This window comes from Paenibacillus sp. OAE614 (assembly GCF_040546645.1).
In the GTDB taxonomy this organism is placed as follows: Bacteria; Bacillota; Bacilli; order Paenibacillales; family Paenibacillaceae; genus Paenibacillus_AQ; species Paenibacillus_AQ favisporus.
In genome coordinates this window covers 4,342,374-4,354,873 of record NZ_JBEPOD010000001.1, presented here as the reverse complement: position 1 = coordinate 4,354,873, position 12,500 = coordinate 4,342,374, and the positions used below count along the sequence as shown (strand labels likewise).

Genomic DNA, 12,500 nt, shown 5'->3' with positions numbered 1-12,500 from the left:
GCCGCTAAGGTCACTGCAAGGAAGTGGAGGGATTAAGAACGGTGCTTTTGTTTTCGGTTATTGCGTCGGCATTGGCGCCGGGTCTTGCCCTACTGACCTATTTTTATTTAAAGGACAGATACGATCAGGAACCGCTGCTTATGGTGATCAAGGTGTTTCTGCTTGGTTTTATGATCGTGGTTCCGGTCATGATCATCCAGCGGGGCCTTACAACGGGGATCGGTGGCAATCCGTATCTGGATTCTTTTGTCATATCGGCGTTTGTTGAGGAATTTTTGAAATGGTTCGTGCTGTTTCACATGATATACAACCATACGGAGTTTGACGAGCCGTACGACGGAATCGTGTATGCCGTAGCGATTTCGCTTGGTTTCGCGACTGTGGAGAATGTGATGTATGCCTGGTACAGCCACGCATCCTTCGGGGCGATGTTCCTGCGGGCGCTGCTTCCGGTATCGGGGCATGCCATGTTCGGGGTGATGATGGGTTATTACCTCGGCAGAGCGAGGTTTTCAACCGGAGCCAAGGCGAAGCGTTTTCTGGTCTATTCGATGATCATCCCGTGGTTCTGGCACGGGGTCTACGACTTTATTCTAAGCACGATGACGCATTATTGGATCTGGTTTATCGTCCCGCTGATGGCTTTTTTATGGTACGGAGGCATGGGCAAGGTATACCGGGCCAACAACCGCTCCCCGTTCCGTTTCCTGAAGCGGGAGGAAGAGGTTAATACGTAATTAAATTGGGCACACTTTATCCTAAGAAGTTACAATCCGCATTCGGATACAATCTTTTTAGGATGGAGGTGTCCTTTTTTGCGTGTCAAAGTAAAAATCGTCTGCAGGCAATGCGGGGAACGCTACGTGCTGCGCGGCAAAAAAGAACGCGGGAAGATCGAAACCGGCTTCAAGCAGTGCCTGTGCAACAACCAAAGCCAGTTCGATATCGAAGAAGACCCGTTTTGAACCGATACCTGGGAAACGATGCATAAGACTCCTTTCTTCTAGTCAAACTAACACCAGCTTTAAGTTGATGAAAGGAGACTTCACATGTACAAGCGATTAAGCGCTGTTTTATTTCCCATAGTCACCCTGTTTATGATCGGAGCGTTTGTGTGGGGGTACCAAGAGAACCAGGAGAAGAACGCCGTGCTGATCAAGGCGGAAAACCAGTATCAGCGGGCTTTTCATGACCTGTCCTATCATATGGACCGCCTGCACAGCGAGCTTGGCAATACGCTGGCCGTAAGCTCGGCTTCCAATGCGATGCACCGGAAAGGGCTGGTCAACGTGTGGCGGCTGACAAGCGAAGCGCAGAACGAAATCAACCAGCTGCCGCTCACCATGCTGCCGTTTAACAAGACCGAAGAGTTTCTGTCCAAAATATCGAAGTTTTCCTACCAGACCTCCATGCGGAATTTGGAGAAAGAGCCGCTGTCAAATGAGGAGATCAAAAACCTGAAGGCGCTCTACGCCAACTCCGGACAAATCACCAAGGATCTCCAGGACGTGCAGTCCAAGGTGATCAGCAACCGGCTGCGCTGGATGGACGTGGAAAGCGCGATGGCCACGGAAGACAAGAAGCTGGACAACACCATTATCGACGGCTTCAAGACGGTAGACAAAAGGGTCGGCGAGTACCCGGAATTGAACTGGGGTCCGTCGGTATCCAGCATCTATGACAAGCGGTCGGTGAAAAAGCTGTCGGCACAGCCGGTATCTCCCGAGGATATCAAGCGCAAAGCAGCCGAATTTGCCGGCGCGGGAGGAGGCCAATCCAACGTTCAAGTTACCGAAAACGGTAAAGGAACCGAATGGGCGTCCTACACAGCCACCGTCAGCTCCAACAACCGGCCTGCTCCGCTGTCGCTGAACTTCACCCGGCAAGGCGGCCACTTGATTTCCTTTTCCGATAACCGGGAGGTCGGACCGAAGGCGGTTACGATGGAAGAAGCCCGCAAGAAGGCCGATCAGTTTCTGCAAAGTAAAGGCTATAAAGATATGACGGCCGTTACAGCAGACCAGTATGATAATATGGGCAACTTCACATATGTGCGCAAGCAGGACGGCGTACTGGTGTACCCGGAAAAAATGACGGTTCGGGTCGGGCTCGATAACGGCGAGGTGACCGGGTTCCAGGCCAGCGATCTCGTCTACGAGCAATCCCAGGCGCGTAAAATTCCAAAACCGAAGCTGACCTTGAGCCAGGCGCGAAAGAAGCTGAATCCCGAGTTTAAGGAAAACTACAACCGGCTGGCGCTGATCAAGGACGATTCGGGCCAGGAAGTTCTCTGTTACGAATTCGGAGGCAACATTAACGGATCCAGATACCGGATATACATGGACGCCAATGACGGCTCTGAACGAGTCGTAGAGGAGCTCAAGGATTCGGACAAAAAAGCGGTGAAATAGGCAAAAAGTTGCAAGGATCAAGTGATGAGCAAAGCCTCTCGGACCAGCCGAGGGGCTTTTTATATTGCGCAAAAACACTGCTTACCTATGAACAAAGACATGGTATAATCAGGATAGAATGCTATTTTACAGGCTGGCGGTGAGTTTGTTGTTTCCTAAAATCAGCGATCAATTGTTTATCTCCGTGGATTCCGGAGACCAGAAAGAAGCGGGGATGGAGTACAAGTCCCGCATCACGGATTTGGAGGACGAGTCCATTCTGATGGAGGTGCCCATCCAGGAAAAGACCGGGCAGCTGAAGCGGCTGCACATGGGTGACGAGCTTTCGGTGTATTTTTTGACCGACGGCGGCGTTAAAAATTTTTTCAATACTTACGTGCTCGGCTTCAAGGAAGACGTCGTCCGCATGGTGCGAATCCGCAGGCCTGAGCCTGAGTCGATCGGCAAAGTCCAGCGCCGAAGCTTTTTGCGCGTCAATGCCGGGTTGGAGGTGGCGGTCCAGACCGAACACAATATCCGCTTCGTCACGCGTACAGAAGATGTCGGCGGGGGCGGCATTTCCTTTTATAGCGACGCCGACAAGGCGATCCGTGAAGGGGACATGCTGTCCTGCTGGGTGCTCGTACCGTATAAGAACGGAAACCTGGAGCATGTTCCGTTTAAAGGCAGCGTCGTCCGGATCCAGCAGCTCGACAACGGCCGGAAAATCATGATGCTGAAGTTTGAAGCGATTACGGATATGGAGCGGCAAAAGCTGATCCGGTACTGCTTCGAGCGCCAGTTTGATTTCCGGAACCGCTGAGAGATCGGGTGAGGGAATATTTTGCTCCGCCAAGGATACACTAGTAGGAAAATTCAGGGAGTGTATCTGATGGATGAACAGGATCGCGTTCGGCAGTATCTACGGCTGTTCGGGGAATGCTTTGACGTTTTGTCCAAATGGGTGAAAAGGGCTTTGATTGTGCTTGTCGTTATGCTGATCCTCATACAGGGGGCGCTTCATATCAAGCTGGTCAGACCTTACTTGTCCCCGGTGTACAAGCTTGACGGCATCCCTGTCAAAGAGCGGGATGTCAGGGATTGGAAAGAGTAAAATGGAGGGACGTTTTTGCATCGGAATAGGTTGTGTGGTATAATTTTCTCGACGCAGGCAATGCCTGCTTTTTTCTTGAGGCTTATGTTTGAGGAGGAATGCCCCTTTGGTTAGGCAGGGGACAGAGGATAACTTGAGAATCAACATTGCGATCGATGGACCTGCCGGGGCCGGCAAAAGCACGATTGCCCGCCTGGTGGCGAGAGCCCTCTCGTACATATACGTGGACACCGGAGCCATGTATCGGGCCGTAACGTGGTTTATGATGGAGCAAGGAATTGGACCGGAATTTCCTGAAAAAGTGCTTCAACTCACCCAAAAGATGGTGATTGAATTAATACCCGGGGAAGACGGGCAGAAAGTTCTGGTCAACGGCGAAGATGTGACCCCTTACATCCGTTCTTTGCAGGTGAACGGGATGGTATCCCAATACTCGCAGATTGAAGGAGTAAGACGCCACCTCGTTGCGCTGCAGCAGCAGATGGCTCTGCACAAGGGCATAGTGATGGATGGACGAGATATCGGAACGACCGTGCTTCCCGATGCCGAAGTGAAGATTTTCATGACGGCAAGCGTCAAAGAGCGTGCTCTCCGCCGGTACAAGGAAATGAACGATGCGGAAGGATTGACACTTGAACAGCTTGAGAAGGATATCGAAAGACGTGACCGTCTGGACGCAGAGCGCGAAATTTCGCCGCTTCGCTGTGCCGATGACGCCATTGTCCTGGATACAACGCACATGGATATATCTCAGGTTGTCGACACCATCGTTGATTACTGCAATACGTACAGGGGTGGGGAGAAGAATTGAAGATTTACGTTTTTTGCCGGGATATCCTTAGGGCAATATTCACCTTGTTGTACCGCTTTGAAGCGGTCGGCACGGAGAATATCCCCAAAGAAGGCGGGGTGCTGCTCTGCTCCAATCACAAAAGTCTGCTCGATCCGATATCCGTCGGGATCAAGGTGAAGCGGCAGGTCAAGTTCATGGCCAAGGAAGAATTGTTCAAAGTTCCCGTACTGGGATGGCTGATCACCCAGTTCGGAGCGTTTCCCGTCAAACGGGGAGGAGTCAGCAAAGAGTCCTTCAAGACCTCCATCTCCATTTTGCGCGGCGGTGAAATCATGGGCATCTTTCCGGTAGGCACGCGCTTCTCCGACACTGGCGCCGCCAAGAAAGGGGCTGCCATGTTTGCGCTCCGCGGCAATGCCGCCGTCGTGCCGGCCGCGATTATCGGCGATTACAAGATTTTCAGAAAAATGAAAATCGTGTATGGACAACCTATCGTCCTGGATGACCTGAAAAGCGGCGAGGTGGATGGCGATCCGCTCGAGTTGGTGACAGAACGCATCATGGACCGGATCCATGAAATGGAGAAGACCGGAAGACCTTCGGGGAATTAGCCGGGCGTGCATGAACACAAGCACTTATTGGAAACATATGATTCGTACTGCTTTATGATGTTTTGAACTCTGCGTCAGCAGGTTTGAATAAATGGGTTTTTTTGAATTGAGGAGGGTATTGACATGTCGGAAGAAACGAAAAATCAAGAAACTGCAGAAGCGGTAAACCAAGAGGAATTGGATCAATTCGTATCCTTGAAAAAAGGGGACACCGTGAAAGGCACGATCGTCAAACTGGAGGACAACCAAGCTTATGTAAGCATTGGATATAAATATGACGGCGTCATTCCGGTCCGCGAACTGTCTTCCGTACACCTTGACAACGCATCCGAAGCGGTGCAGGTTGGTCAGGAAGTGGAATGCAAGGTTGTCAGCATCGACGACGAGAAGGAAAGACTCGTTCTTTCCAAGCGCGCGATCGACAGCGAGAATGCTTGGGATGAGCTCGAGAAGCATTTCGAAGCTCAGGACGCTTTCGAAGTTACCGTAGCTGACGTGGTAAAAGGCGGTCTCGTCGCAGACGTGGGCGCACGCGGATTTATCCCGGCTTCCATGGTAGAGCGTCATTTCGTTGAAGACTTCAGCGACTACAAAGGCCGCACGCTGCGCGTGAAGGTAAAAGAGCTTGACCGTGAGAACAACAAAGTGATCCTGTCGCAAAAAGACGTTCTCGAAGAAGAGTTCGAAGCCAACAAGCAAAAAGTGATGGGTGAACTCCAAGAAGGACAAGAAATCGAAGGTACAGTACAGCGTCTGACTCAATTCGGCGCCTTTGTTGATGTGGGCGGCGTTGACGGACTGGTTCACGTGTCCGAAATGGCTTGGCATCATGTGGACAAACCTTCCGATGTCGTGTCCGAAGGCGACCAAGTGAAGGTAAAAGTTCTCAAAGTTGATCCGGAAAAAGGCAAAATCAGCCTGAGCATCAAGGCTGCCCAGCCAGGACCATGGGAATCCGCAGCCGACAAGTTCCATACCGGCGATGTAGTAACAGGCGAAGTGAAGCGTCTTGTCACTTTCGGTGCTTTCGTTGAGCTGGCGCCAGGTGTCGAAGGACTTGTTCATATTTCGCAAATTTCCCATAAGCACATCGGCACACCGCATGAAGTGCTCAAAGAAGGCCAAGAGGTTCAAGTCAAAATCTTGGACATCAACACGGCTGAAAAGCGCGTAAGCCTTAGCATCAAGGAAACCGAGGAAGCTCCTGCGGCAGCTCCAAGACCGGAAAGAGCACCGAAGAGCAGCGCGCACAAGGATGATCTGAAAGACAACCCGAACGTATCGCTCAGCAACCAAGGCCTCAGCATTACACTCGGTGAACGTTTTGGAGACAAACTCAGCAAATTTAAATGATTTGGGCCTCCAAAATTGAAATCGGTGAACCCTTACACGGGTTTACCGATTTTTTTTTAGATTAGCAAGTATGCTGACTCGGGCAAATTGGTTCGGGATGTTCGATCATTAAATCCAAAGAATCGGCCATGCATGGTTCTGTGTATGCTTTGGAAAAATACAATTAACATTCGGCTATTCCTATGAAAGGTTAGCCAAAAGAAACGTTTTTTGCTATGATGATTATCGTAAGAATTGACAGGAGGAGTGACTATGGCAAGACCCGTAGTGGCAATCGTGGGCAGGCCTAATGTGGGGAAATCCACCATTTTTAACCGTTTGGTCGGGGACAGGCTGGCCATTGTAGAAGATAAGCCGGGAGTGACGCGTGACCGGATTTACAGCGTTGCCGAATGGAACGGCAAACCTTTCAGTGTCATTGACACGGGAGGTATTGAAATTGACGGTGACGATGTAATTTTGAAATCGATCCGTATGCAGGCTGAGCTTGCCATCGAAGAAGCCGACGTCATCGTCTTTATGTGCGATGCCAAGAGCGGCGTAACCCAATCTGATGAAGAAGTAGCCCAGATGCTTTTCCGGTCCGGAAAACCGATCGTGCTGGCCGTAAACAAAGTGGACAATTTGCAGCGCAATGACGACATTTACGAGTTTTACAGCCTCGGTTTTGGGGACCCGATCGCGATATCCGGCAGTCACGGAACCGGGATCGGCGATCTTCTGGACGCTATTGTAGATATTTTGCCAGACCTGACGGATGACGAGTACGATGAGGACGTGATTCGGGTTGCACTGATCGGACGGCCGAATGTCGGCAAATCGTCGCTCGTAAATGCGATCCTTGGCGAAGAACGCGTCATTGTCAGCGATATTGCGGGAACGACCCGGGATGCCATTGACACTCCGTTTGAGCGGGACGGGCAGCGTTACGTGCTGATCGATACCGCCGGTATGCGCAAACGCGGAAAAGTATACGAAACGACCGAGAAGTACAGCGTTATGCGGGCGATGCGCGCCATCGAAAGAGCGGATGTGGTGCTTGTCGTCATTAACGGCGAAGAAGGGATCATCGACCAGGATAAGCATATTGCTGGTTACGCTTACGAGGCCGGCAAAGCTTCTCTTTTTGTCGTCAATAAATGGGACGCCGTCGAGAAGGATGACAAGACGATGCACCAGTTTGAGAAAAAGATCCGCGATCATTTCCTGTTTATGACCTATGCGCCGATTCTGTTTCTGTCCGCCAAAACGAAGCAGCGGCTCCACAAGCTTCTGCCGGTCGTTCAGCACGTCGCTGAGCAGCATTCGCTGCGGGTGCAGACGCATCTCTTAAATGACGTCGTATCCGACGCCGTAGCGATTAATCCGCCTCCGACGGACAAGGGGCGCCGTCTGCGTATCAACTATGCGACGCAGGTTGCGGTCAAGCCGCCGACGATGGTCATTTTCGTGAACGATCCGGAACTGATGCACTTCTCTTACGAGCGTTATTTGGAGAACAAGATCCGGTCTGCTTTTGATTTTGAAGGAACGCCTATACGCATCTTTACTCGGCGCAAATCGGATGAAAGTTAGGGGAGAATAGCTTGGTTCTACAGATCATCGCCATTATACTGAGTTACTTGCTCGGCTCCATCAGCTTCAGCGTCGTCCTTGCCAAGCTGCTGAAAGGGATCGACATCCGCCAGCACGGCAGCGGTAATGCGGGAGCGACGAATACGCTGCGCATACTGGGGAAGGGACCGGCCGTTCTGGTCCTGGCGCTGGACGTCCTTAAAGGAATTGCGGCGGTCTGGATCGGCGTGTGGATGGGCGGAGGCGAGGCATGGGTTCCCGCATTATGCGGCATCGGTGCGATCGTCGGGCATAACTGGCCGGTGTATTTTCACTTCCGCGGGGGCAAAGGCATTGCGACGACCATTGGCGTCATGGCGACACTGAGCTTTCTGCCAGCACTGTATGCCGGCATTATCGCCATTCTGCTGATCGTGGTTACACGGTACGTGTCGCTGGGATCGCTGGTATTCGTGGCGCTTACGCCTGTATTTTTGCTCATTTTGGGTTATGCCTGGCCGATTTTTTGGACCAGTCTCATTATTTGTTTATTTGCCTTCTGGAGACATCGGAGCAATATTGTGAAAATTCTTCAGGGCCGGGAAAACAAAATCGGATCCGGAGGGCCCAAAGGGGGTAAAGGGATTGTCAAATAAAGTGGCTGTATTGGTCGCGGGCAGCTGGGGAACGGCTTTGGCCAGCGTGCTGGCTGCAAACCATCCGGAGGTTGTGCTGTGGAGCCGAAATCCGGATCAGGTCAAGGAAATCAATGAGCAGCATACCAACAACCGCTATCTGCCGGACGCTCAGCTGCCGGTCAATTTAAAAGCGACAAGCGACATGGGGGAAGCGGTGTCGGGGGCGAAGGCCGTAGTTATCGTTGCCCCATCCAAAGCGATGCGTCAGGTGGCGCGGGACTTAAGCGCTCATTGGCAGAAGGATATGCTCGTGATCCATGCGACGAAAGGTTTTGAGACCGAAACGTTGAAGCGGATGTCTACGGTCATCGCTGAAGAGCTGGGCTGCGAAGAGGGAAGAATCGTAGTCATGTCCGGTCCTAGCCATGCGGAGGAGGTCGTCAAGCGGTGCCCGACCACCGTTGTGGTCGCATCACTGACCGAGAGCGAGGCGGTCGCCGCGCAGGACTTGTTTATGAATTCCGACTTCCGCGTATACACCAACCGGGATATGGTCGGGGTCGAGCTCGCGGGAGCGCTGAAGAACATCATTGCCCTCGGCGCGGGCATGTCGGATGGACTTGGCTTCGGGGACAACGCAAAAGCGGCGCTGCTGACGCGAGGTTTGGCTGAAATCACCCGGATCGGCGTGGAAATGGGAGCGAACCCGCTCACGTTCTCCGGCCTCGCGGGCGTCGGGGACCTGGTGGCCACGGCAACGAGCAGGCACAGCCGGAACTGGCGCGCAGGCTCCATGCTCGGTCAAGGCAAAAACCTCGATGAGGTGCTGGATTCGATGGGCATGGTGGTGGAAGGTGTCCGGACGACCCAAGCGGCGCATGACATCTCGAAAAAATACGGCGTACAGATGCCGATAGCCGATCAGCTGTACCACGTGCTCTTTTTGAACCGGAATCCGCGCATTGCCGTCGAGGCGCTCATGGGCCGGGACCCGAAGACCGAAATGGAGACGATGAAGCTGGAAACGTGGGAGCAGTGGCACCGTTAATGCTTATTCACCTTTTTCCGCACTTCCTCATATATTAGGGTTGAGGAATGCCGGAGGAGGGGAGAAGACATTGAGCAAAAACATTTCTAGGGATGCGCTGAAGGCGATCAATAAGAAAACGGGCAAAAACATCTCTGAAAGTGCCGTCAAAAAACTGGCCAGCACGGTTAAGCCGTCGACCATGCAAAACGAGGCCCAGCTCCGTCAGCTGATTAAACAAGTATCCGCGATGGCCAACGTTCCCGTCAGCGAGGAAACCATCAAGGATATCATCAGCGCTGTGAAGAAAAGCGGGATGAATCCTGAAAACATGGAAGCGTTGATGAAAATGATGATGAAGAAATAATCATATAGGTCAGACGAAAAAAGAGCATGAAGTCTTTGGAGCCGGAGGCTGCAGGGCTTTTCGCTCTTTTTTTATATGTGCCAAATCGTCTCTGCTGTTCCGATGAGAGGAAGAAGTACGGGGACTGCTGACCGAGCCTTACTTTGTGGGCCCATTTTGCGAAATTGGACAAGTTTCGTGTTATAATACGGTTAATGATGGAACAGATTGGAGAGTTTTAGCGTATGGATCCAATGACAAAAATGTGGGTATCCCTGATCGCCATCTTGATTATGGGGCTATCCGTCTTTCTCATTACCTTCGCCCGAACCAAAACAAAGGGGGTTCTTCGGGGAGCCCTCTCTTTGGTCGCATTTGTCATTATGGTGGTCGGATTTTTGGGCGGAATGGCAGCATTAATGTAGCAAAGGAACGGTGGATAACGAACATGGAAGCAGCATTACAGCTAATTGGAAGAACAATCGAGAAAACCGTCGTGCCTGAACCGGGCAAAAGCATCCTTCAGCATGCGAAGGACAACAAAGTGGACTGGCAGCACCTCTGCACCCGCGGTACCTGTGCCCGCTGCCGTTGTCTGATTTCCGAGGGGGCGGAGCACCTGGAGGAACCGACGAAAGCGGAACATCTTCGCCTCGACCCGGAAGAGTTTGACGAGGGCTATCGTCTAGGGTGCCAAGCCGTGGTCAAGACGGCGGGAAAAATCGTAGCCAGAAACAAAACGTATTTTTAAATGGACCGGAAGATTGGAGTGTGTGCCGTGCAGATCCCAGCCGAATTACAGCAAGCGCTGCATGACGCCTCTCATGCGCTGTCGCAAACTTCATCCTGCTGGTTAATTGGCGGAAGCTGCGGGCTTTTGCTGCAGGACGTGCATTTGGATAAACCGCCACGCGATATTGACATCTACGCCGATTCGGCCTCCGTATCGGAGCTTCACCATGCCCTCGCAGGGCGGGCGGTGGATCAGCCGGTCCTGAGCGTTACGGATCAATACAGGTCCGTGTTAAGCCATTATAAGTTGAGCCGGTACACGCTGGAACTGGTGGGAGAGTTCGAAGTCCAGGCGAAGGGTTCGCATTATAAGGTTGAAATTAACCGGAGGCTGGCCCCTGCGGGCGTCCATGCGAAACTAAACTCAATACGGATTCCGCTGATGCCGCTCAGCCATGAGCTGCTGTTTAATGTCCTTCGGAACCGGGAGGACCGGTACACGGCGATTGCCGCTGCCATGCGGGCAGATTTGCAGGCCCATTTACCGCTCCTGGAGGATCTGCTCACGGATAATGCGTTCCAATCCGAGCACATTCAGATCATTTCCCAACTGCTCCATACCGAGTCGTTAGTACGATTTGCGGTAAACGGCCGGGATTCAGGCCATGCCGGGCGGGAAAGCCAATGAACCATAAAGTTACGTTCCAGCCGTCAGGCAAAAGCGTTCTCGTCCGCGAAGGCATATCGCTGCTCCATGCGGCCAGGGATGCAGGTGTATACATACCCACGCGATGCGGGGGCAAAATGGGCTGTTTGATGTGCAAAGTTCAGGTTGACGCCGCCAGCGCCGGACAGCTTACCCCTCCCGCCGAGGCGGAGAAGCGCAAGCTCGGCTCCCTGATCCGCAGCGGCATCAGGCTGTCTTGTCAAGCCAGAGTGCGCGGGGCGGTGACGGTGACAGTCCCGGAAGACAAACTGAAGGCGGCGGTCCGCAAGCAGCTGGAAGCAGCAAGGAACCGTGACAGGGAGGACGACCTGTGGTAGCGGCAGGCAGGACAAACACGCTACAGGCTGCTTGATGTATCAATCGGCTTTACTATATGCAAAGGGTGATATTTGTTGATGACACCGGCTTTGACCAACAAGATGATGAAGGGAGCCCGGAAGGCGGCGACGGCTGTCATGGTGCTGCTGTTGATCATGACCGCCACAGCCTGCATGTATCCGGATCAGAAGAGCGGTGAGACGAGGGTATCCTACCGTGAAAGCGTGAAGCGCATCCAGTCCGCGATGGACGATTTTCAAAAGGACCAGGGGATCCTGCCGATCATCAATGCGGATGAAACGACGCCGCGCTTTGAGAAGTTCCGCATCGACCTGGACCAGCTCCAAAAACGGGGCTACTTGGACGATATACCGACGACCGCCTTTGAGAAAGGCGGAAGCGCATACTTCCTGGTACAGAACGAAGAGACAGACCCGACCGTTAAGGTCATGGATCTCGTCACGGTGCAAAAGGTCAACGACGTGCAGCGGGCTGTCGATTTGTATAAGTCCAAGCATGATGGGCAGCTGCCGGCCGGCGAAGAAATTTATCCCGGAATCCATGTCGTTGACCCGGATCTGGCTGGCACAAACAATGTTGAGCTGAAGAGCGTATATTCGGGTCAGGACATGAGCTTTATCATGGATGCCAAGGGCGTGGTGTACGCGGATTATGCGTTTGATATTATGCAGCTGATTGACAAGGAAGGCGTGAAGCCTTCCAAAGACGAGGATTTACGAGACTACCTGATCAAGTCTTCCGATTATGTACCGGTGAAGTCGCTGCCGTACGAGTGGTCGGGGGATGCGCCAGTCGCCAAATCGGAGACAGGGGCGTGAAGCTGAACGTACAGATTGAAAGAGAAAGGCCTGCTGGAAACAGCGGGTCTTTTTTAAT

17 protein-coding genes are annotated in these 12,500 nt (G+C 52.5%); all 17 read left to right on the top strand.

All coding sequences use genetic code 11. The features are described from left to right. Window positions 1-41: 41 nt before the first annotated feature. The 17 genes from prsW (at window position 42) to ABIE48_RS19925 (ending at window position 12,442) form a co-directional block, all read left to right on the top strand. Window positions 42-737, top strand: a complete 696-nt coding sequence (gene prsW / locus ABIE48_RS20005) for a glutamic-type intramembrane protease PrsW (protein WP_145023886.1) — start codon at window positions 42-44, stop codon at window positions 735-737. A gap of 78 nt (window positions 738-815) precedes the next feature. Beyond that, window positions 816-965, top strand: coding sequence for a hypothetical protein (locus tag ABIE48_RS20000; protein WP_163879344.1), 150 nt, complete (start codon window positions 816-818; stop codon window positions 963-965). A gap of 84 nt (window positions 966-1,049) precedes the next feature. Then, window positions 1,050-2,411: a germination protein YpeB gene (gene ypeB, locus ABIE48_RS19995; protein WP_145023888.1), complete on the top strand. Its 1,362-nt coding sequence runs from the start codon at window positions 1,050-1,052 to the stop codon at window positions 2,409-2,411. Between the two features lie 148 nt (window positions 2,412-2,559). Continuing rightward, entirely contained in the window at window positions 2,560-3,213 is a 654-nt protein-coding gene (locus ABIE48_RS19990; protein ID WP_192715849.1) for a flagellar brake protein, read from the top strand. 69 nt (window positions 3,214-3,282) lie between these two features. Further along, the gene (locus tag ABIE48_RS19985; protein ID WP_192715624.1) at window positions 3,283-3,504 is read left to right on the top strand and encodes a hypothetical protein; all 222 of its coding nucleotides are present in this window, start codon (window positions 3,283-3,285) and stop codon (window positions 3,502-3,504) included. A gap of 106 nt (window positions 3,505-3,610) precedes the next feature. Next, on the top strand, window positions 3,611-4,315 hold the full coding sequence (gene cmk, locus ABIE48_RS19980; protein WP_192715623.1) for a (d)CMP kinase: 705 nt from the start codon (window positions 3,611-3,613) through the stop codon (window positions 4,313-4,315). After that, window positions 4,312-4,908, top strand: coding sequence for a lysophospholipid acyltransferase family protein (locus ABIE48_RS19975; RefSeq protein WP_285855049.1), 597 nt, complete (start codon window positions 4,312-4,314; stop codon window positions 4,906-4,908). The genes cmk and ABIE48_RS19975 overlap by 4 nt, the downstream gene beginning before the upstream one ends. 123 nt (window positions 4,909-5,031) lie before the next feature. Beyond that, on the top strand, window positions 5,032-6,261 hold the full coding sequence (gene rpsA, locus ABIE48_RS19970) for a 30S ribosomal protein S1 (protein ID WP_076170079.1): 1,230 nt from the start codon (window positions 5,032-5,034) through the stop codon (window positions 6,259-6,261). A gap of 252 nt (window positions 6,262-6,513) precedes the next feature. Next, entirely contained in the window at window positions 6,514-7,836 is a 1,323-nt protein-coding gene (gene der, locus ABIE48_RS19965) for a ribosome biogenesis GTPase Der (RefSeq protein WP_089548060.1), read from the top strand. Window positions 7,837-7,847: 11 nt separating this feature from the next. Beyond that, window positions 7,848-8,471 (top strand): glycerol-3-phosphate 1-O-acyltransferase PlsY, encoded by a 624-nt coding sequence (gene plsY / locus ABIE48_RS19960; protein WP_076170081.1) that lies wholly within the window; start codon window positions 7,848-7,850, stop codon window positions 8,469-8,471. Continuing rightward, window positions 8,461-9,501 (top strand): NAD(P)H-dependent glycerol-3-phosphate dehydrogenase, encoded by a 1,041-nt coding sequence (locus ABIE48_RS19955; protein ID WP_076170082.1) that lies wholly within the window; start codon window positions 8,461-8,463, stop codon window positions 9,499-9,501. The genes plsY and ABIE48_RS19955 overlap by 11 nt, the downstream gene beginning before the upstream one ends. A gap of 70 nt (window positions 9,502-9,571) precedes the next feature. After that, on the top strand, window positions 9,572-9,847 hold the full coding sequence (locus ABIE48_RS19950) for a stage VI sporulation protein F (protein WP_076170083.1): 276 nt from the start codon (window positions 9,572-9,574) through the stop codon (window positions 9,845-9,847). Between the two features lie 224 nt (window positions 9,848-10,071). Then, window positions 10,072-10,251, top strand: coding sequence for a DUF2768 family protein (locus tag ABIE48_RS19945; RefSeq protein WP_076170084.1), 180 nt, complete (start codon window positions 10,072-10,074; stop codon window positions 10,249-10,251). 23 nt (window positions 10,252-10,274) lie between these two features. After that, window positions 10,275-10,577 (top strand): 2Fe-2S iron-sulfur cluster-binding protein, encoded by a 303-nt coding sequence (locus ABIE48_RS19940; RefSeq protein ID WP_089548059.1) that lies wholly within the window; start codon window positions 10,275-10,277, stop codon window positions 10,575-10,577. 27 nt (window positions 10,578-10,604) lie between these two features. Next, window positions 10,605-11,246 (top strand): nucleotidyltransferase family protein, encoded by a 642-nt coding sequence (locus ABIE48_RS19935; RefSeq protein ID WP_354519543.1) that lies wholly within the window; start codon window positions 10,605-10,607, stop codon window positions 11,244-11,246. Further along, the gene (locus ABIE48_RS19930; RefSeq protein WP_145023896.1) at window positions 11,243-11,602 is read left to right on the top strand and encodes a 2Fe-2S iron-sulfur cluster-binding protein; all 360 of its coding nucleotides are present in this window, start codon (window positions 11,243-11,245) and stop codon (window positions 11,600-11,602) included. Before ABIE48_RS19935 ends, ABIE48_RS19930 begins: the two co-directional genes overlap by 4 nt. A 78-nt stretch (window positions 11,603-11,680) precedes the next feature. Beyond that, the gene (locus ABIE48_RS19925; protein ID WP_354519541.1) at window positions 11,681-12,442 is read left to right on the top strand and encodes a hypothetical protein; all 762 of its coding nucleotides are present in this window, start codon (window positions 11,681-11,683) and stop codon (window positions 12,440-12,442) included. Window positions 12,443-12,500 lie beyond the last annotated feature (58 nt).

Excerpts from the sequence above, each read along its gene's own strand:
- ypeB (WP_145023888.1), top strand. The coding sequence starts at position 1,050 with ATGTACAAGCGATTAAGCGCTGTTTTATTTCCCATAGTCACCCTGTTT.
- ABIE48_RS19985 (WP_192715624.1), top strand. The coding sequence starts at position 3,283 with ATGGATGAACAGGATCGCGTTCGGCAGTATCTACGGCTGTTCGGGGAA.
- rpsA (WP_076170079.1), top strand. The coding sequence starts at position 5,032 with ATGTCGGAAGAAACGAAAAATCAAGAAACTGCAGAAGCGGTAAACCAA.
- der (WP_089548060.1), top strand. The coding sequence starts at position 6,514 with ATGGCAAGACCCGTAGTGGCAATCGTGGGCAGGCCTAATGTGGGGAAA.
- ABIE48_RS19945 (WP_076170084.1), top strand. The coding sequence starts at position 10,072 with ATGGATCCAATGACAAAAATGTGGGTATCCCTGATCGCCATCTTGATT.
- ABIE48_RS19940 (WP_089548059.1), top strand. The coding sequence starts at position 10,275 with ATGGAAGCAGCATTACAGCTAATTGGAAGAACAATCGAGAAAACCGTC.
- ABIE48_RS19930 (WP_145023896.1), top strand. The coding sequence starts at position 11,243 with ATGAACCATAAAGTTACGTTCCAGCCGTCAGGCAAAAGCGTTCTCGTC.
- ABIE48_RS19925 (WP_354519541.1), top strand. The coding sequence starts at position 11,681 with ATGACACCGGCTTTGACCAACAAGATGATGAAGGGAGCCCGGAAGGCG.